19 protein-coding genes are annotated in these 18,586 nt (G+C 41.0%); 9 read left to right on the top strand and 10 right to left on the bottom strand.

The window, feature by feature from the left end; translation table 11 throughout:
- Window positions 1–10 precede the first annotated feature (10 nt).
- Together BM265_RS11810 and BM265_RS11815 are read left to right on the top strand one after the other, a co-directional pair.
- A complete protein-coding gene (locus BM265_RS11810; protein ID WP_074962026.1) occupies window positions 11–1,501 on the top strand; it encodes a DUF7601 domain-containing protein in 1,491 nt (496 codons plus the stop codon).
- A 64-nt stretch (window positions 1,502–1,565) separates the two neighbouring features.
- On the top strand, window positions 1,566–2,387 hold the full coding sequence (locus BM265_RS11815; protein WP_177219585.1) for a class B sortase: 822 nt from the start codon (window positions 1,566–1,568) through the stop codon (window positions 2,385–2,387).
- 287 nt (window positions 2,388–2,674) lie between these two features.
- Here the strand turns inward: BM265_RS11815 and BM265_RS11820 are convergent, their stop codons facing one another.
- The 6 genes from BM265_RS11820 to BM265_RS11840 form a co-directional block, all read right to left on the bottom strand.
- Entirely contained in the window at window positions 2,675–2,830 is a 156-nt protein-coding gene (locus BM265_RS11820) for a hypothetical protein (protein WP_242940833.1), read from the bottom strand.
- Window positions 2,831–2,866: 36 nt separating this feature from the next.
- Window positions 2,867–4,621, bottom strand: a complete 1,755-nt coding sequence (locus BM265_RS11825; RefSeq protein ID WP_074962028.1) for a Na/Pi cotransporter family protein — start codon at window positions 4,619–4,621, stop codon at window positions 2,867–2,869.
- A gap of 9 nt (window positions 4,622–4,630) precedes the next feature.
- On the bottom strand, window positions 4,631–5,935 hold the full coding sequence (locus BM265_RS11830; RefSeq protein WP_074962029.1) for a sensor histidine kinase: 1,305 nt from the start codon (window positions 5,933–5,935) through the stop codon (window positions 4,631–4,633).
- A gap of 1 nt (window position 5,936) precedes the next feature.
- Entirely contained in the window at window positions 5,937–6,605 is a 669-nt protein-coding gene (locus BM265_RS11835; protein ID WP_081358444.1) for a response regulator transcription factor, read from the bottom strand.
- 165 nt (window positions 6,606–6,770) lie between these two features.
- Window positions 6,771–6,941 carry a hypothetical protein gene (locus tag BM265_RS20105; RefSeq protein ID WP_177219586.1) on the bottom strand — a complete coding sequence of 57 codons (171 nt, stop codon included), beginning with the start codon at window positions 6,939–6,941 and terminating at the stop codon, window positions 6,771–6,773.
- Window positions 6,942–7,121: 180 nt separating this feature from the next.
- Entirely contained in the window at window positions 7,122–7,754 is a 633-nt protein-coding gene (locus tag BM265_RS11840; RefSeq protein ID WP_242940834.1) for a YqaJ viral recombinase family nuclease, read from the bottom strand.
- A gap of 264 nt (window positions 7,755–8,018) precedes the next feature.
- Here BM265_RS11840 and BM265_RS11845 point away from each other — a divergent pair, with 264 nt between their 5' ends.
- Complete coding sequence (locus BM265_RS11845; protein ID WP_074962031.1) at window positions 8,019–8,192, top strand: helix-turn-helix domain-containing protein; 174 nt, start codon at window positions 8,019–8,021, stop codon at window positions 8,190–8,192.
- A 503-nt stretch (window positions 8,193–8,695) separates the two neighbouring features.
- Window positions 8,696–10,006: a transglutaminase domain-containing protein gene (locus BM265_RS11850; RefSeq protein WP_074962032.1), complete on the top strand. Its 1,311-nt coding sequence runs from the start codon at window positions 8,696–8,698 to the stop codon at window positions 10,004–10,006.
- A gap of 349 nt (window positions 10,007–10,355) precedes the next feature.
- On the opposite strand, the gene BM265_RS11855 is transcribed toward BM265_RS11850, so the two are convergent.
- The 3 genes from BM265_RS11855 to BM265_RS20115 form a co-directional block, all read right to left on the bottom strand.
- On the bottom strand, window positions 10,356–11,042 hold the full coding sequence (locus BM265_RS11855; protein ID WP_074962033.1) for a fibronectin type III domain-containing protein: 687 nt from the start codon (window positions 11,040–11,042) through the stop codon (window positions 10,356–10,358).
- A gap of 369 nt (window positions 11,043–11,411) precedes the next feature.
- Window positions 11,412–11,609: a helix-turn-helix transcriptional regulator gene (locus tag BM265_RS20110; protein ID WP_177219587.1), complete on the bottom strand. Its 198-nt coding sequence runs from the start codon at window positions 11,607–11,609 to the stop codon at window positions 11,412–11,414.
- Complete coding sequence (locus BM265_RS20115) at window positions 11,593–11,871, bottom strand: hypothetical protein (RefSeq protein WP_207646981.1); 279 nt, start codon at window positions 11,869–11,871, stop codon at window positions 11,593–11,595. The genes BM265_RS20110 and BM265_RS20115 overlap by 17 nt, the downstream gene beginning before the upstream one ends.
- A 322-nt stretch (window positions 11,872–12,193) precedes the next feature.
- Here BM265_RS20115 and BM265_RS11870 point away from each other — a divergent pair, with 322 nt between their 5' ends.
- The 3 genes from BM265_RS11870 (at window position 12,194) to BM265_RS11880 (ending at window position 15,174) form a co-directional block, all read left to right on the top strand.
- Window positions 12,194–12,988 (top strand): PfkB family carbohydrate kinase, encoded by a 795-nt coding sequence (locus BM265_RS11870; protein ID WP_242940835.1) that lies wholly within the window; start codon window positions 12,194–12,196, stop codon window positions 12,986–12,988.
- 286 nt (window positions 12,989–13,274) lie between these two features.
- Window positions 13,275–13,490: a sigma factor gene (locus tag BM265_RS11875; protein WP_081358446.1), complete on the top strand. Its 216-nt coding sequence runs from the start codon at window positions 13,275–13,277 to the stop codon at window positions 13,488–13,490.
- Window positions 13,491–13,518: 28 nt separating this feature from the next.
- Window positions 13,519–15,174 carry a MutS-related protein gene (locus BM265_RS11880; RefSeq protein ID WP_074962035.1) on the top strand — a complete coding sequence of 552 codons (1,656 nt, stop codon included), beginning with the start codon at window positions 13,519–13,521 and terminating at the stop codon, window positions 15,172–15,174.
- 267 nt (window positions 15,175–15,441) lie between these two features.
- Here the strand turns inward: BM265_RS11880 and BM265_RS11885 are convergent, their stop codons facing one another.
- Entirely contained in the window at window positions 15,442–16,362 is a 921-nt protein-coding gene (locus tag BM265_RS11885) for an IS1595 family transposase (RefSeq protein ID WP_074962036.1), read from the bottom strand.
- A 305-nt stretch (window positions 16,363–16,667) separates the two neighbouring features.
- On the opposite strand from BM265_RS11885, the gene BM265_RS11890 reads away from it, so the two are divergent.
- Both BM265_RS11890 and BM265_RS11895 read left to right on the top strand, forming a co-directional pair.
- Window positions 16,668–17,957 (top strand): glycoside hydrolase family 5 protein, encoded by a 1,290-nt coding sequence (locus BM265_RS11890; RefSeq protein ID WP_074962037.1) that lies wholly within the window; start codon window positions 16,668–16,670, stop codon window positions 17,955–17,957.
- Window positions 17,958–18,209: 252 nt separating this feature from the next.
- A partial coding sequence (locus tag BM265_RS11895; protein ID WP_143098718.1) for a transposase occupies window positions 18,210–18,586 on the top strand: 377 nt, incomplete at its 3' end.

Consider the following 18,586-nt stretch of genomic DNA (forward strand, 5'->3'; position numbering starts at 1 on the left):
AGGGATCATTATGAAAAAGAACACTATCAAAAATTCTCTGATCGCTATCTGCGTCTCCTGCGCAATGACACAGAGCCTAACTGTTTCGGCAGTCAGCACCGGCATGATCAACAGCGACAACGCAAAGACTGTAACGCCGACGGTATCCACGAAGGATATTCCCATTAACAAGGATATACTGCTTATCAACACACAGGGCTTACCTATCTATGCACCTAACATTACATACAGCTACAATGTCACCAGTGCATCAACAACTGCTGAAACGCAGATAATAACCTATGCAAACAGTGACCTTGATACAGATGGTAAACCGAAAGAGGGAGCTGTTCCCATAGCTACCAAAGTTCACTCGGGCAAGATCGAAGCTATATCCACAACAGGTGATATTACGGGCACGACTGGTATTGTTGAGGGAAGCATAACTTTCGGCGGCAGCGGAGATACTATACACCAAGCAGGAACCAGATATCCCAATGAGGCAAAAAAGGTATCTAACAGCATGACGATAACCGTAGATGCAAATAAGATATTCAATCCGGCTTATGACCCGAATGATGATTCGACTAAAATACAGGCGAATCCTCCCGGAATCTACCGCTACAAGATCACCGATGTTACAACAGCTGCCACACTCACAGCAGCAGGTGTAACCGACGGAGGTGCATCAGATCAGATATATCTCGATATATATACCAAGTATAATGCAAACAAGGACGGTCTTGAAGTTTACGGCTATGTACTTTTCAAGAGTGAAAATGGAAGTGACAGCATTACATATACCGATTCAACATCTATAACCGAAGGCAAGGTAACAGGTTTTGATGTTGATACCGAAAGGGAAACCGAAATTGTCGGCGGACAGAATGTTATCTCACTTAATTCCGATAAGTATTATACCTACAATGCAAAAGTCAAGAAGACTATCGACGGTGAACTTGCAGATACTACCCACAAGTTCCCCTTCAAGGTCGAGCTTAGCAATCCTAATGTAACATCTTCTGATGATTTCCGTTATCAGATAAATATAGGCGGAGAACAGGGTACACTGACAGACGCACACCTTGCAGCTAATGGTTCATGGACTCTTGATGGTATTACAAATGCAACCACAGGGCTTAAACTCGGACAGAATGATGAGATCGTTCTGGTAGGTCTGCCCGCAGGAACAACGATCAAAGTTACAGAGAAAAATGACACAGGTGATATCTACACTGCTTCGGCAAAAGGCACTGATAACACAGCTCTTGATCTGAAGAGCGGTACAGCTGATGCAGCGGCTTCCGTTGCAGTTTCCCCCGATGCAACAGCAGAAATGAACGCTGTATATGATATCGACGGCACTGAAACCATAACATTTACAAACACTATGAAGGATATATCTGTTACAGGACTGCTGTTCAGTGTTGCACCTTTCATTATCTTAACTGCCGCAGGTGCTGTTCTGATAGTTATGGTAATACGCAGCAGAAAACATAGAGAGGATAATGATGTTATCTGACGGGATATCTTCGGATATTTCAGGATACAGGACCGAAACATTCATATAAGTGACGGTGATGTTTATGTATAGATCGGCACGTTTTCGGACGGCTATGATACTGCTGGCAGTGGCGATATCCCTGGCGGTAATGCGGCAGTTCCGCACATCTGCGGTACATTTTGTACAATCCAGTACCGCTGAAGGGGAAACCAGTCAGACATCGGGTGATAATAGCGATATATCATCTGATGATACAAAAACACCTGCGGCTGCGTCACGTGAAGAACAGGCGATCATTCCGACATCGGCTGAAAAAGCTGACGGCGTCAGATCTTATGAAGAAAGCATACATGAAAAACTGAAGCTGTTGTCAAAGGACTGCCCCGATCTCATAGGCTGGCTGTATGTTGAAGAATCTAACATAGATTATCCTGTTGTTCAGGGTAATGATAATCAGTACTATCTTCACCACGGGGCTGATGGTTTGGAAAACGAGCACGGTGCAATCTTTCTGGATAAGATCTGCAGAGCCGATTTTTCCGATGATCAGAGTATATTGTACGGACATAATATGGGGGATACTATGTTCGGTGATATACGCAAATTCAGAGATCCTGGTGAATTTGAAAAACACAGAAGCGGTCGGTTGGTGACCCTGACGGACAGCTATCGTATCGAATTTTTTGCCCTCGCCATTGTAAGTGCTTTTGATACTGTTTATGATGTTCCCGCAGATAATGTACAGTGGGTGGATATCATTCGGGAGAACAGCATATGTCTGGCTGATACGGAACTGACCGATGAAGACAGGTACATCGCCCTATCAACCTGTTCATTCGATTATGAAAATGCACGGTTTTTGTTTGTTGGGAAACTTATAGATACACAGATCATTGAAGAATGAAATATAAAAAAATCCAGAGCGGTTTGTAAACAGCCTCCAAAAAGTTATATAAACCGTCAAAAGAAAACAAAAGCAAAGCGGCTAAGAGAGATCTTGGCCGCTTTGCATATTAAGTTGATATTTCTGCCAACATAAAGCTTTGCTGATACCACGATGAAGATCTATACAGATGCCACCAAGGACTTAAAGCAAAAGTAGTTCAAAGAATTTGATCGTTTTCTTAATGACGAAGCTTCGTAAATCTTAATGTCATTTTTCATCTTTCCTTACTTTGTATTTTTAGGGGATCAGGCAGCGCGCTTGTCAGTCCTGCGGGCTATGCGCATACCTATCTCCTGGATAAGCTGTACTATAACTTTGGTCAGAGCCACACATATCCATACTATTTCGTCATTAAAACGCTGATAACCGTGGGTTATAACATGAAAAGACAGATACTTCACACATGAGGTATCTGTCTTTTTCTGATATTAGTACGATCAGTCAGCTGCCAGCCTGTACTTCTGCCCATAAGCCGTATAGCTTTCAATAAACTGTGGTGTTCTTTCAGCTTTCAGAGCAGTCATATATTCATGGCTGAGGAGCTTTGCCTGTCCTATCTCGATAATGGCTACAGCAATATTGGAACAATGGTCGGACACTCTCTCGCAGTTGATGAGCAGATCGGAAAGGTATACACCAAGTTCCGGACTGCATTCGCCTGTACGAAGTCTGGAGATATGCTTGTCACGTATCGTGGCTGTCAGGTCGTCGATGACTTCCTCCAACGGTTCAACGGTCATAGCGATACCGGTATCCTGCTCGGAAAAAGCCTTGACGGTGATCTCGGATATTTCTGTAAGAGCTGCAAAGAGCGTAGCGAAATCGGCTTTCGCACTATCGGAGAAGCTCTGATCGTTCTGATTCATCTCAGAACCAATCTCTATCATATTAATAGCGTGGTCGCTGATACGCTCAAAATCGCTGATGCTATGAAGCAGTTCGGTAACAGTCCGGCTGTCTTCATCAGTCAGGCTGTGCGAAGATAGTTCCAGCAGAAAGTCGGAAAGCTGATCTTCCATGACATCGAGTTTCTGCTCCTTCTCCTCTACGCTCAGAACGCCCTTCTGCGTATAAGTGAACATCGCTGACAATGCTTCATGCAGTGATTCCTTTGCGATGACTGCCATTTCCTTGGTCCGCTCTCTGCACTGCGAAGCTGCAAGAGGCGGGTTTGCAAGCAGACGTTTGTCGAGAAGTACTTCTGCTTCTTTTTCTTTGGAGTCGGGTATCAGCTTTCGGGCGAGCTTTACAAGCTGATTTGAGAACGGCAGTAGCATCACCGTCGTCATTATATTGAATACGGAGTGTACCGCTGCGATCTCCACAGCGCCTATGGGCTTATCCACAAAGCTGAAATGCAATAGTCCATTCGTTCCATAAAACAATGTCAGACAAACGACGGTACCTATAATATTGAAGGACATATGTACTGCGGTCACTCTTTTGGCGTTCTTATTTACTCCGATCGAGGAAAGCAGTGCGGTCACACAGGTACCGATATTCTGTCCCATAATGATCGGGATAGCCATACGGTAGGATATCGCCCCCGTCATAGCGAGCGCCTGTAATATACCGACTGATGCCGCAGATGACTGTATTATACCTGTGAACAATGCTCCGAAAAGGACGCTGAGTATCGGGTTCTTGAATGCGATCAGCATATCGGAGAAGCCTTCGGTCTCTGCAAGCGGAGAAACTGCCTCTTTCATAAGCTCCATTCCATACATCAGCACTGCAAATCCGACCATGATCGTGCCTATGTCCTGTCGTTTCTTTTTCTTGCTCATCATCAGCATTGCGATACCGATCAAAGCAACGATAGGCGCAAAGTTTTCGGGCTTCAGCATTGAAACGGCTATGTTGTCGCTTTTAATGCCTGCGGTACTGAGCAGCCATGCTGTCAGTGTTGTGCCGATATTTGAACCCATAATAACGCCGACAGTCTGTTCAAGCTGCATAATGCCTGAGTTGACAAGTCCCACAAGCATGACCGTCAGAGCAGATGATGACTGCACGGCGATGGTGATACCTGCACCGAGTGCCAGACTCTTAACAGGATTTGAGGTCATCTTTTTCAGCGTGCTTTCAAGCTTGCCGCCCGCTACTTTTTCAAGACTTTCCGACATAACGTGCATTCCGAAGAGAAAGAATGCCAATCCTCCACATAGAGTACATATTGAAAAAATATCCATAATGATCTCCTATCTGAAATATACACTTATTGTTGTTCCGACACCCATAGTGCTTTCTACATCTATCTGCGCTCCGTGGCGGTCTGCGATGTGCTTTACGATCGACAGTCCGAGCCCTGTCCCCCCTTTTGCTCGGCTGCGGCTCTTGTCAACACGGTAGAAACGCTCGAAAATACGGGGAATACTTTCTTTCGGCATACCGATTCCCGTATCGGCTATGATAAACCTATTGTCTTCTATCGTAATGTCGATATTGCCGTTTTCACGATTGTACTTGATCGCATTGTCAATGAGATTGTATATAAGCTCGGTCAGCTCTGTGTGATTGCCCTTTATTGGTTTGGAAGTCCCGTGTATAGAGATACGAACGTCTTTCTTTTCAGCCTGCCCTGTGAGCCTTTCTTTGCATTCCTTTGCAACAGCGGCTATATCCACAACATCATCAAGGGAAGCCGAAGTAATCATATCGAGCTCTGACAAGCGCAGTATATCACCGATCAGTGTTTGCAGTCTTGCAGTTTCTGTTCTGATATTTCCTGCAAACTTCTTGCAATCCTCTCCCTGAGCCAAACCTGTTTCGATTAGTTCTGCATAGCCCGAAATGGAGGTCAATGGTGTTTTCAGTTCGTGAGATACATTTGCCGTGAATTCCTGCCGCATAAGCTCCTGTGAACTTCGCACAGTTTTTATCTCCTCTGCAAGTGGAATGATCTCGCTGTAGATCCCCATTTCTTCGGGCGACTTATTCTTTTCAAGCATTTCGGGTATGCGTTTGAGCGGTGCGATCAGCTTGTCCGTCAGCTTTACGGAAACAAACATAGATACAACAATTATGCAGACCGTTACAATGAGTATGATAAGTATAGAGCGTTCAAACAGCCTGAATATTGAATCTGAGCGGATAGATACACGCAGGATGTTGCCGTCATCAAGCTTTTCAGCATAGTAATAATCCTCTGTACCGATCGTATCCGAATAGCGTGTATCACTGCCCGTTCCGTTTTCTATCGCTTGTACTATCTCAGGACGATCAAGATGATTGCTCATATTTTCCGCATCGGCATCACTTTCGTACAGGACTGTACCGTCTTTTTTAATAAGAGTGATACGGAAGTCTTCCTGAGCGAAGCATTCGAGCTCATCGGGAGAGCTTATCTTATCATAGCATTGAGCCACGATATTGCATTCATGTGTCAGATTTTCTTTGACTTCTCTATGAAAGAAGCCGTAGCAAACAACAGTGGTTATCACAATACCTGTAATAGCCGTGATTATCCCCATATAGAACAAGCTGAATTGTATTTTTCTTTCCATATCACTCGTCCTTATCCAGCTTATAGCCAACATTTCGCACTGTCACGATATATCGGCCACATTCACCCAGCTTTGCCCTGAGAGTACGGATATGCACATCGAGAGTGCGTCCTGTGCTGTCATGCCCCCATATCCTGTCAAGTATATCGTCTCGTCTGAGAACGATCCTCGGATTTTCCATGAACATTTTCAGAAGTTCAAATTCCTTATAGGTAAGCTCTATCGTCCTGCCTTCTGTGGTAACATCTCTTGTCTTTTCAGAGATCGTCAGCTTTTCAAATGTTATCTGACCGTCTGTGTTTTTTGATGATCCACGAAGTCTCGCCTTGACACGGCTGACCATTTCCATTACCCCGAAAGGCTTGCACATATAATCGTCTGCCCCGAGGTCAAGTCCTTTCACTCGATCAAGTTCGGTATCTTTTGCGGAAATGATGATAACAGGGATATTCTCATACACCGTATTATTACGAAGTTTTTTCAGTATCGTAAGCCCGTCATCACCGGGCAGCATTATATCCAACAGTATCAGGTCTGGTAGTCTGATTCCCAGAGCCTTGTAGAACTCCACTGAATTTTCAAAACTCATCACTTCAAAATCATTCTTCTCGAGGGCATAGCTTTCAAGTTCCCTTATGCGTTCTTCGTCTTCAACTATATATATCAGCATTTTTTCACACTCCTCAAGTATCCAGTATATCATACCAATGTAAACTTGAACAGTATCAGTATGTAAAGTTCAGGTTAAATTAAAAAAGCAAGTTACCGTCACTGATAACTTGCTTTGTAGTGATCATTCTTCCTCGTCGCTGCACTCGTCAAGTCCGTGCATAAGCTAAATATAAACGCACTCAGCACGTTCATGTTCCTCGCCGTCCGTGGACATCATCATTTCAAGGAAATAGGCTTTCGCTTCTTCGTAGTCCGTCCAGACCTCACGCCTGCCGTTGCATAAAGTAGTAACATTGCGTGTTCTCGGCATTGCCAATTCAGATATTTTCAACATAGCTGTGTACCTCCAAATCAATATTGTAGATACAGTATATACCATAATTCTTCCAGAGTCCAGCTCTGCGGAATAATTGTAACCATTCTTGTGAAGTGCGTAGCAATTTCAAACGCCGATCCGGTGCAGAGCGCACATATCGTATTTCATCGCCGTCGGGAATTATCCTGACGACGATTTTCAGATTACACTCAATGCTTTAGCTGAACCATCGGGTACAGGTTCTTCACCGCCCAGGACATTTTCTTCCCAGAATCTGCGTTCCATTTCGATAATGTCTAAGATTATCTCATCGTCACGCTCAACTGTCTTATACACAAAATGATTACCGCCGATAAGAGCGGCTATGTAGGTCTTCTTCAGTCCTGTCACCGCCATATAGTGCTGTATCTGCAGCATATACTCGGGCGGTACGCCTGTGTTCCACTCGTTCTGTTTGTAGGCTGATGCTGTCTTTGCTTCAAAGATACAGTCTTCTCCGTCAACGTTGACTACACCGTCAAGGTTTGCGAACATGAATGGATAGTCGGGGTGCTGATAGATGTACTTTGGTTCAGCTACTGCTATGCCTGTTCTTTCGGTAAATTCCTGCTTTACTATGGGCTCAAGAACTGTACCAAAATGTGTACACTCATTACCGTTTTCACAGAGCTCGGTCTGACCTGTCTTTTCCAGCCACAGCTGAAAAACCGAGCGATATGGATTTATCCCTGCGATAACAGAAACGTCCGAGCCGCCTATACCCATTGTACGGTATTTCAGCCACTCATCACGGGTCATTGCAGATGTATCTGCAAATACTTTTGCTTTCATGTTCATCTCACCTTCTTCTTGAGCGCATTCAGGATCAGCCTGCCTGTGACATTCAGCAGCACCGAGCTTACCAGCATCATGATACCTTTTGTTTTCATTAATAAAACCTCCTGTCTGTTTATTAAACCAATGGTTTACAAAAGGATAATGTATAGCTGTAAAATTCCGGTATGCGTTTTTAAAAGTGTACGGTTTATTGAACACTTAAATAACACATAACAAACCGTTTTAAACCAACATTTTTCTTACGAAAGGAGTTTTACCATGTTTGAAAAAGTACCGGATATCCTTACCCCCAGGGAGTGTATGCAGCTTCTGAAGATCGGAAAAAATTCTATGCTGAAATATCTTCATTCAGGTGAACTGGAGGGATTCAAGATCGGCAACAGATGGAGGATATACAAGTATAGTGTTATTGATTTTGTTATGAGAAGATAGAAGCATAAAAAAGTGAGATGCAGATCAATTGCATCTCGCTTTTACCACGATGTCATGTAATTCAAATTAAATAGACAAAAAGGAGACAAGCGTATTTACGCGCTAGGATAATATCGCAACAGCATCAAAATATCCATTAATAACACAGCAGGAATTGGTGCATTTATACAAATAGAAAAAAATTTCATAAAAAGCGTTACTTTTATGCTGAAATCGGCATTAGTATATGAATGCATTCAATATTCGAGTTAGATAGAGGATTAAATTATGCGCCGACAATTAATTGTGTTTCGTTTGTTACTTAATTAAGCTAATTTAGCATAGATTATTGTGCTTAATGACGATTGACACAATTGTAAAAAATGTTATAATCACAATCATTGATAAACTTATTTATCAAATCATGCGCATGATAACAAACAATCTATTTAATTCGTTAAAATTTGTGTAATACACAAATTAAAACGGTTTTCAACAAAGTTTATTTAGTAGGAGAATTAAAAATGAAAATGAACATGAATAAACGTATTGCAGCAACCATACTTGCTTTTTCAATGGCATCATCTGGTGCTGTACTCAACTTACCTATCATGAATAGTGTTTCTATAACCGCCAGTGCCGCAGGTTCAGTTGACCCTGAAACATATGCTCGTGATTATGGATATACAACAAACACCTCAGGCATGTACATGTACACTAGTGGAACATGGAAATATGCTAGTAGAAACAGAAATGGCTCAGAAATTTATTTAGTAGAATCAACTTCTACAAGTTCCTCTCTGAGTATCCCATACTCTATCGACAATAAAATTGTTAAAGGTGTCAGCAAAAATCTGAAGATAGCCGGCTGTGTATCTAATGTTGATATTAACATGGGATTCATCGACAACGAGAGTTATATCAACGTATTAAGAGGTGTTCTTCCTAAATTAACAAATCTTACTTCAATAAATGGTGAGAACATTCAGTCTGTTATTGACAGTGTGGATACAAACAATTCATCTAAGTATAAATGCATAAGAAAAGTATTCTCCACACTTAATTATGAAGACAACATAGCTATTGCATACGCTATGGAAAAATATATAAGGAACCTTGCAACGAATACAGTAAAATATTGCAGCAATGACTATGAAAAGGTTAAGGCTCTTCACGATTGGATCATCAATAACCATACATATAAAGGAACATTGTATTCATATGGTGATTGGTGTGTTTTCATGAATCCTGATAAACAGGCTGTTTGTGACGGATTTGCACGTGCTTATGTACAACTTCTTCAATATTCCGGTTTCGAAGCATATTATGAAGGTTTTGGCAATCACGCAGCTGTTATCGTAAAGGTTTACAACGATTACTATCATGTGGATATAAGTCATGATGTAGAATATAAAAGCCATCGATGCTTTTTGAAAGCAGACTCAAATTGGTGTCACCAAAATGGTCCGTCTTCATCTTACAAACCAAATGTAGATGAAAAAGAATTTTACACAGAAAATACACGACATATTATTCGCCGTCCTTCAAAGCTCTATACTTCTTATTTATATCAGAACTCAATATGGAACAATTTTAGTTCCTATAATACTATAAAATTCAACACTGTTTTCGGTGATCTTGACGGAGACAAAAATTTTGATAACAACGATTTAACTGCTTTAAGAAACCACTTAGCAGGTTATTATGATTATTCTATCTTTAATTCAAACGGTCGCAAGTTTTTAGACTTTAACCACGATGGTCAAAGAAATCAAAATGATGCTTTAGATATGAAGTCTTTCCTTAAATCGGTTGTAGACTTTAATAAAAGATAAAAATTAGTATAATGAAATAGGCAACTTGATAACGCTCTACTGATTTTTCAGTAGAGCGTTGTTTTTTACATTTAAATTATTCTTCTAAATGAAGAGCTTAGCTACACCATGGTGGAGGATCTACAAGTACAGTGTAATTGATTTTATTATGAGAAGATAGGTAAAAAAATCCGATACGACCGTGATTTTGGTCGTATCGGATATAACGTTATCATTTCAGAAGCCATTACGGTACATTCAATAACTTTATGCCTTCAAATAAGATTTCAAGTCCCTGATGCAAGGATAATACTTTTTTACTACAGTTGACTGACCTCTTACATACTTTTTTCGGTGGGTCCGATCTTATTTACTTTACAGTAACCGTGATTGCGTGGGAGGGAGCCTTCTCTGTCATCCACTTTCCGTTGACTTTGGTAATTACAGCTACCTTGTAGGTCTTCTTGGGAAGCTGCGGTGTTGTCCAGTCAAGGAAACAAAAGTCACCGCCCTGAAGCTCCTCATAGAGTACCCACTTGTTGTTCACGAATACAACTATACCGTAGTTTTCAGCTTCGGGAACATAGTCCCACGCAAAGCGTATTTTGCCGTCGCCCACGGGGTTAGCAGAGAACCAAGGATAAACGCTGGCGGGCATACCAAGTACTACGGTAAGGGCGTTTGAGAGATCTGTGTTCCACTTTCCGTTAAACTTAGCGGCAACTGCAACAGTGTATTTTTTGCCTGCCTTCAGGTTCTCCAGCAAATATGAATTCAGGGAATATTTTGTAGAATTATCCTTGACCTGATCGAGGATCTTCCATCTGTTGTTTACCATGCCTACAATGGCGTACTCCTCAGCACCGTCTACTTTCTCCCATTCAAGACTTATTGAGTCCTCGCCCATATCAACAAAAATATAGGGATTCATAATAGCCTTTTTAGCAGCGGCACCCGCAGAGATAACACCCTTTTCCGCGAACACGCTTCCGGGTATCGCTGCACCACCGAAGACCATTGTCAGCGCCATTACCGATGCTATTACCTTTTTGACCATATTCTCATATCCTTTCAATATAATAAGTGCAGTACACCTGTACGCACCATGCCATTCGACTTTATAAAATGATAAAATGCATACGTTATCAGACTTACGCAAGTATATTATACAGCGTCCGTTCAATGAAGTCAAGGCTATATATATTAATTCAGCAGCACAGCTGACCCAAATCTGTAGCTTTTCTCAGTTTACTGATTTCTGAGTTCAATGAGAAAAGCCTAAAGTGGTTTTCGGGGGCATAAGAAAAACGTTGCTTGTCAATAAAACAAAAGCGGCAGTACCGACAAAATACAGTGCCTGTAATTGTCAGAAGCTGCGTTCGAATGACAAATTACATGAGATGCCGGCGGACAAATTGGGCGAGCTTTAACAATGTTCATTTTCATTCTCATCGTTTTTTTCAATATATCCCTCAACGTCACATCTTCTTATCCTCCAGACACGCTTACCGATCCTGAATCCCTTGATACTGCCTTTTTTCATGAGTTTTAAAAGTGTCGGTCTGCTTATTTTCAGCAGCTTGCAGGTCTCATTTATCGTAAGTAATTCATCTGACAGGTTCATGAAAAAACGCCTCTCTATACTGTTCATCGACCATCCTGAATAAATCGTATTCAAGGTCTGTCGGGTCTTCAAACTCAAGAAGTGAGTCAAGCGATTGGATAAAAGGGATATTCCTGTCCATAGTTGACAGGGGCGAAACCCCGTATTCATCATAATGCTCCTTAATCTTTCGCTGACGTTTTTCATTAGGATATACATTGTCTAATGCCGCTTGAAGATCTTCATACTGATATATGTCAAGTTCATCTAGCAGAGTGACCATTCTTCTGCATTTCGCTTTCTTGTTATCACAGCAGTCGAAAATATATTTTATCAGCAGTTTACTCGGCAGATGACATAGACTTGTCGGGAACTTAAATAATCTGAAATATATTTCCTCAACTGAGGTCTTCATATCATCATAACTGCTCTATATCCTGATTATAGCACAAATGGCGGTATAATGCAACGAAAAGGGTATGAAAAAGTGTGTAGAGATTGACTATTTCGGGGCTGTTTGGTATAATAAGGGTTAGTGAGAGGGCAACTTGGCTTTCTCTGCTAAATCGTAATTTACTTTTCCAAAACAGAAAGGTTGGATAAATGTGAATATTATTGCTATGACTTGTATGTGCGTAGATGTTTTTGATGATACTGGAGAAATCCGTCCCGGTGGTGAAGCATTGAACTTTGCTGCAATTGCATCAAAATACAATCATATTTCAGTTGATCTTCTTGGTGCAATTGGTGACGATGATTATGGTAAGGCAATATTGAAATCTATTGAAAATAAACCTATCAACAAAGAGTTTATCCACATTATTCCAGGCTCTGCTACTGCAAACAATCGGATTTATCTTACTGAGAAAGGTGATAGATATTTCAAGGATGATTCATGGAACGGTGGTATTCATGACACATATCTTCTTAGCGATTCTGACAAGAACAGAATTGCAAGTGCTGATATTATCTTTATAACCTTTGATTCTCCTAATTTTGATGATGTATTAGAACTTAGAAAAAGTTGTCGTTTTCAGCTTGCCGTTGACTTCAATGTGCTAAGAGATTTTAAGAAAATAGAAACTATTGTACCGTACATTAACTTCTTTTTTATCAGTGGTGAGAAGAGTATTCTTTTACAATTTCAAAAATGGTCTGAACGGTATGACAACATATTTAACATTACACTTGCAGAAAATGGCAGCGTTACTTATTATATGGGAAAAGAATATAGAGTGGATGCTGTGCCTGTCAATAATGTAATTGATACAACTGGGTGCGGTGACAGTTATCATGCTGGCTTTCTTTGTTCATATTTGAGAGATTGTGATATTATAAATGCAATGAATGAAGGTTCAAGAGTCGCTTCTAAAACATTAAGTCATATTGGCGGCTTTTAACGGGTATGTGTTAATCTTGCAACATCAAATTATGATTTAGCTTAGTAACTTAATACACCCAAACACGGATAGACCGTCCTCATCAGACGGCTATCCGTTTCTTATTATTCCGCATACCCACAATCAAGCACTCTCATGTGTGGGTATGCCGCAAGCAGTTATTGCTAATTTCCAGAACTTCTGCTATAATTATCTCAGATATATTTTTCCACACCCCCTAACCAACTCCGAACTTCTGCATTATACAGACAGAAGCTTCTGAGAAACTACGAAAGAGGTGAATGATTTGACCGCTTATGAATACCGTGAGCAGATAGAAATGATGTCAAAGTCGATGTTCCGCTACTGCCTTTCACGAACAGGCTCATACCACGATGCCGAAGATCTGGCACAGGAGATAATGCTTATAAGCTGCAAGGGCGAGCAGAGCTTTGAAAACGAAAAAGTTCATATAATGCGCTGGACTTTGAGCCGATTTTATGCTATAATTATAATGAAATAGAAATAATACAAAATTTGGAGATAACAAAATGGAATATTTGATATTGATATCGCTGATGATAGTTACTGCTATTGTTATAACTATCGTTCAAGATAAAAAACGGCAAAAACGTATCCTTGACTACATAAGATCTTCCTTTGGCGAGCCTCGTGATGATACTGAGGAGCAGTTCTACAGACTTGGCAACATTGAAACTCTTTATCTGATGGACAAGAAAAGTATAGCTGAACATGAGATTGTTGATGATATCACTTGGGAAGATCTTAGCATGGATAATATTTTTGCCCTTGTCAACCACACGGACAGTTATATCGGGGAGCAATGTCTGTACTCAAAGCTGCATGATCTTTCAAAAACAGAAAGCGACCTGAAGCAGCTTGAAGAAAAAATATCTTTCTTTGGTACTAACGAAGACAAAAGATTCGAAGTCAGGGAAAAGCTATATTTTCTAGGCAAATCGTATGTGAACTACGATATGCCGATACTGATAGAAAACATATCCAAGCACAAACTGAAAAATAGTAAGTTTTATTATGCGCTGTCATATCTGCTTATGATATCTATAGCAGCTGCCATTATAATAAGAAAACCGGTTTTTATCGGAATGTGCATAGCTGTTTATCTTATAAATATGATCATCCACACGATAAAAAAGGAAAAAATGGACATAAAGGTAAAGTCTGTATTCAATTTAGGGAAAATGCTGAATACATCATTTTCGCTGGCTGAGCTTGTTCCGGAATTCAGCAATGAGATATCAGAAGATCTGAACACATTGAAAAGCACCGCAAAAAGATCGACTTTTCTCGAACAGAAGAATGCTACCGATAATAAGGATGAGGTCAGTATGATGATGTCATATTTACTCGGCCCACTCATGATCGACTTTATCATGTACGATAAGATCATATCTGAACTTATTGAAAAAAAGTCGGAATGTATGCGTATATACAAGTTTATCGGTGAGATAGACTGTAGTGTATCAATAGCTTCGTACAGAAAAAGTGCGGCGATATACTGTATTCCTAAAACAGCAGATAATGACAGTTTTTCGTTCGTCGGATTAGTTCATCCTGCTATATCAAATGCGATACCGAATGATATTGAATATGATCGCAATATAATAATCACAGGCTCTAATGCTTCCGGTAAATCCACATTTATCAAATCCACAGCAATAAACCTTATTCTTGGTCAGACCATACATACCTGCACTTCCGAAAGCGCTTCTGTACCCAAATGCGGTGTAATCACATCAATGGCTGTGAGAGATGATATTTTATCTGGCGAAAGCTATTATATCCGTGAAATAAAGTATCTGAAGAGAATGATTGAGCTCTGTCAAGAAGACAGACTGCTGTTTCTTGCAATAGACGAGATACTTAAAGGTACTAACACCAGGGAACGAATAGCAGCTTCAAAAGCGATACTGAATTATTTTACAGATAAACGATGTATGCTCTTGGTGGCGACCCATGATCTGGAACTTGCAAAAGCATTTGATAAGATCTTTGCCAATTACTATTTCTCGGAAGTCATTGACTCGGATGACATCATGTTTGATTACACATTACACAACGGTATCAACGATTCAAGCAATGCTATAAAACTTTTAAGCGCTATAGGTTTTCCGGATGATATAGTTGATAAAGCAAAAGAAGAAATCGCAAAACCGGATATATAGCTAAAAACAGCATCAGTATAGCATTTGTATACAGCCACTGTTATTGTTTTTGTGTGAGTTTTCTATTATATGTTTTCGTTTCATAATATAAGCTTCCGATAATAACTGCGATTACTCAGTCGTAAGAGCGAGATCTACTGTTGCTTGAATGTAAGGATAACCGCCAAGTTTCGATATAAAACGAATTAATTTGGTGTGTCAGTGAGATAACTATAATAAAATAAATAGAGGTCCTACCGAAGTTAAAACGGTGGGACCTTTGTTGGTTTAAAAAAATAATATGGTTATCCCCTTAACACACCACAAGTAAGAACACTGCACCAAAGCAGCCAAAAGCCTTAAATACGCACTGTTTCCCAGCTTACGACGGTTGAATTTGTAACAGTATTCGGCAGCATATAACGCTGTGTGGATCTTTTCTTTTCCGTGGTAAGTTCCCATGATCATTGCTTTGAAGTTTGATATAACTTTATGCATCCAGTTCAGCTGATCGCTTGTCGGATCATATGTCTCAAAAACATGGAAGTATTTCTGTGCCAGCGGTTTCTTGTAACTTCGAGCATTATCGCTCTCGATTTTCGAGCCTTCATGGATATTTTTGCTTGCAAATTTTCCCATCGTAACGCCCTTCAAATTCGGCACATCGGTCATTTTCAGGTACATCGGATGACCTGCTTCGCTTTTAGACAGCGCTACGATCAGCTTGACCTTTTCAGTTCCCCTGCCACGCTTTTTACCGTGAGTCGGAGCACCGAGATACGTGTCATCAATTTCAACGATTCCGTCGAGCAAATAGCGTTCTTCACGGCATTTCATGGCTTTTCTGATGCGATGAAGGATGTACCAGGCTGTCTTGTAGGTCACCACCAAAGACCTCATCAGCGTAACAGCAGAAACGCTGCATTTGTTACTCATAATGAGGAATGAGGTGATTATCCACAGCCTCAGCGGAAGATGTGTTCTGTGCATAAAAGTTCCGTTTGTGGCGGATATATCTGCTTTACAGAACTTGCAGCGCAGCAGATGGCGTGACCTTATCCTGCGGTTCTCAGAGCCACCGCAAAACGGGCAGGCAAAGCCCTTTTCAAAGCGGATATCAAGCAGAAAATCCTTGCAAAAGTCATCGTCTGCGAACTTTGAGTATATTCCATCGAGTGTGATTTCAGTTTTCGGAAATCTTTTTGACATAGCGACAGCTCCCTTCAGTTTCTGTCACTATTATACTATATTTTCCGGTTTTTGAGGTCTGTTTATTTGGACAGCTTTGTAAATTATCTGTGGTGTGTTAAGGGGATAACCATGTAATATAATGAAATTATATGGAAATACTGCACATTCAGGATAATTATAAACTATCAAAAACAACGATTGTTTTTTTGTGAATTCGTTTACATTTTAATATACCGTTGACTTAAAATTTCTTTGATGATATACTAAAAATTAGCAAAGGTCTAATAGTATAAAGGTAATGTGAAACGAAAGGATATGGTAGTATGAAAAAGTTCAAGAACATTTATTCAGGCATGAGCGCGGCATTTATCGCAGTTTCTGCAGCGGCAGCTATGAGCTGTATCAGTGCGGGCGCTGCACAGAGCGGCTTCCATGTAAGCGGTACAGAGATCCTGGACGCTAACAACAAGCCCTTTGTTATGAGAGGCGTTAACATCGCTCACGCATGGTATCAGAACGATACCAACACATCTGTTATCGGCGCGGCTGAAAACGGTTCCAACACTGTAAGAGTAGTTGTAGCTGACGGTCAGAAATGGTCAAAAACTTCAAAGAGTGAGCTTGAGAACATCATCAATATCTGCAAGGAGAATGATGTTATCTGCATCCTGGAAGTGCATGACGCTACAGGCAGCAACAACACTTATGATCTGGATAATGCCGTAAATTACTGGATCGAGAACAAGAGCGTTCTTCAGAGTAATGAGGAGTATGTAATACTCAATATCGCGAATGAGTGGTACGGTGAATGGAACGGTTATAATTGGGCAGAAGGCAACAAGTCAGCTGTTAAGAAGCTCAGAAATGCCGATATAGATAATATGATCATGGTAGACTGCGCTGGCTGGGGACAGTATCCTGCCTGCATCAAGGAATACGGCAGATCTGTATACGAGGCTGACGTTGACCGCAATACTGTATTCTCCATACATATGTATGAGTATGCAGGCGGAAACGCTTCAACCATCAAGAAGAATATAGATGACGCGCTCAGCATAGATGTACCTGTTGTTATAGGTGAATTCGGCGGACAGCACACAGGCGGTGACGTTGATGAGGCTACTATCATGAGTTACTGCACTCAGAAGAATGTAGGATATCTTGGCTGGTCATGGAAGGGTAACAGCTCAGATCTTTCTTATCTGGATATCTCGTATGATTTCGCAGGAAAGTCCCTTACACCATGGGGAGATGCTCTTATAAACGGCTCAAACGGTATAAAGGCTACTTCCAAGAAGTGTTCAGTCTTCGGCGGTCAGCAGCAGCAGCCTGAATACAACTATTCTCAGCCTGAGATATCTTCGATCCTTTATGATATCCAGTACCACCAGTTCCGCATCAACTGGACTCCTGTTCAGGGCGCAGAACAGTACGGCATAGCTGTAAAACTGGCAGGTAAATGGAAGGTCCAGGAGTATACAAATAATACTACCTTCACTTCTCCTAAGCTCAGACCCGGCAGCAGATACACTATGGTAGTATGCGCTAAGATAAATGGTAAGTGGCAGACCGCTGATATAGCACACAGAGCCTTCACTGTCACCGTAAGATAATAATACTCATAAAAAAGTAACTGCTTCATGGCAGTGCTCATACAGAATATTGTTGGTAACTACTGGATTACCTCAATAATTATCACAAACGTTCTATATGAGTACTCGCCCTGAAGCAGTTAATTTTTATAATATGTTACATGGTTATCCCTTTAATACACCACAGATAATTTACAATGCTGTCCAAATAAACAGACCTCAAAACCGGAAAATATAGTATAATAGTGACAGAAACCGAAAGGAGCTGTCGCTATGTCAAAAAGATTTCCGAAACCTGAGATCACACTTGATGGGATATACTCAAAGTTCGCAGATGAAAGCTTTTGCAAGGATTTTCTGCTTGATATCCGCTTTGAAAAGGGCTTTGCCTGCCCGTTTTGCGGTGGCTCTGAGAACCGCAGGATAAGGTCACGCCATCTGCTGCGCTGCAAGTTCTGTAAAGCAGATATATCCGCCACAAACGGAACTTTTATGCACAGAACACATCTTCCGCTGAGGCTGTGGATAATCACCTCATTCCTCATTATGAGTAACAAATGCAGCGTTTCTGCTGTTACGCTGATGAGGTCTTTGGGGGTGACCTACAAGACAGCCTGGTACATCCTTCATCGCATCAGAAAAGCTATGAA

The organism is Hominimerdicola alba, assembly GCF_900112155.1.
Classification (GTDB): Bacteria; Bacillota; Clostridia; order Oscillospirales; family Ruminococcaceae; genus Hominimerdicola; species Hominimerdicola alba_D.

What these genes read in the sequence shown, in the direction of transcription:
- BM265_RS11810 (WP_074962026.1), top strand. Translation starts at nt 11, where the DNA reads ATGAAAAAGAACACTATCAAAAATTCTCTGATCGCTATCTGCGTCTCC.
- BM265_RS11815 (WP_177219585.1), top strand. Translation starts at nt 1,566, where the DNA reads ATGTATAGATCGGCACGTTTTCGGACGGCTATGATACTGCTGGCAGTG.
- BM265_RS11825 (WP_074962028.1), bottom strand. Translation starts at nt 4,621, where the DNA reads ATGGATATTTTTTCAATATGTACTCTATGTGGAGGATTGGCATTCTTT.
- BM265_RS11830 (WP_074962029.1), bottom strand. Translation starts at nt 5,935, where the DNA reads ATGGAAAGAAAAATACAATTCAGCTTGTTCTATATGGGGATAATCACG.
- BM265_RS11835 (WP_081358444.1), bottom strand. Translation starts at nt 6,605, where the DNA reads ATGCTGATATATATAGTTGAAGACGAAGAACGCATAAGGGAACTTGAA.
- BM265_RS20105 (WP_177219586.1), bottom strand. Translation starts at nt 6,941, where the DNA reads ATGTTGAAAATATCTGAATTGGCAATGCCGAGAACACGCAATGTTACT.
- BM265_RS11840 (WP_242940834.1), bottom strand. Translation starts at nt 7,754, where the DNA reads ATGAAAGCAAAAGTATTTGCAGATACATCTGCAATGACCCGTGATGAG.
- BM265_RS11845 (WP_074962031.1), top strand. Translation starts at nt 8,019, where the DNA reads ATGTTTGAAAAAGTACCGGATATCCTTACCCCCAGGGAGTGTATGCAG.
- BM265_RS11850 (WP_074962032.1), top strand. Translation starts at nt 8,696, where the DNA reads ATGAAAATGAACATGAATAAACGTATTGCAGCAACCATACTTGCTTTT.
- BM265_RS11855 (WP_074962033.1), bottom strand. Translation starts at nt 11,042, where the DNA reads ATGGTCAAAAAGGTAATAGCATCGGTAATGGCGCTGACAATGGTCTTC.
- BM265_RS20110 (WP_177219587.1), bottom strand. Translation starts at nt 11,609, where the DNA reads ATGAACCTGTCAGATGAATTACTTACGATAAATGAGACCTGCAAGCTG.
- BM265_RS20115 (WP_207646981.1), bottom strand. Translation starts at nt 11,871, where the DNA reads ATGGTCACTCTGCTAGATGAACTTGACATATATCAGTATGAAGATCTT.
- BM265_RS11880 (WP_074962035.1), top strand. Translation starts at nt 13,519, where the DNA reads ATGGAATATTTGATATTGATATCGCTGATGATAGTTACTGCTATTGTT.
- BM265_RS11885 (WP_074962036.1), bottom strand. Translation starts at nt 16,362, where the DNA reads ATGTCAAAAAGATTTCCGAAAACTGAAATCACACTCGATGGAATATAC.
- BM265_RS11890 (WP_074962037.1), top strand. Translation starts at nt 16,668, where the DNA reads ATGAAAAAGTTCAAGAACATTTATTCAGGCATGAGCGCGGCATTTATC.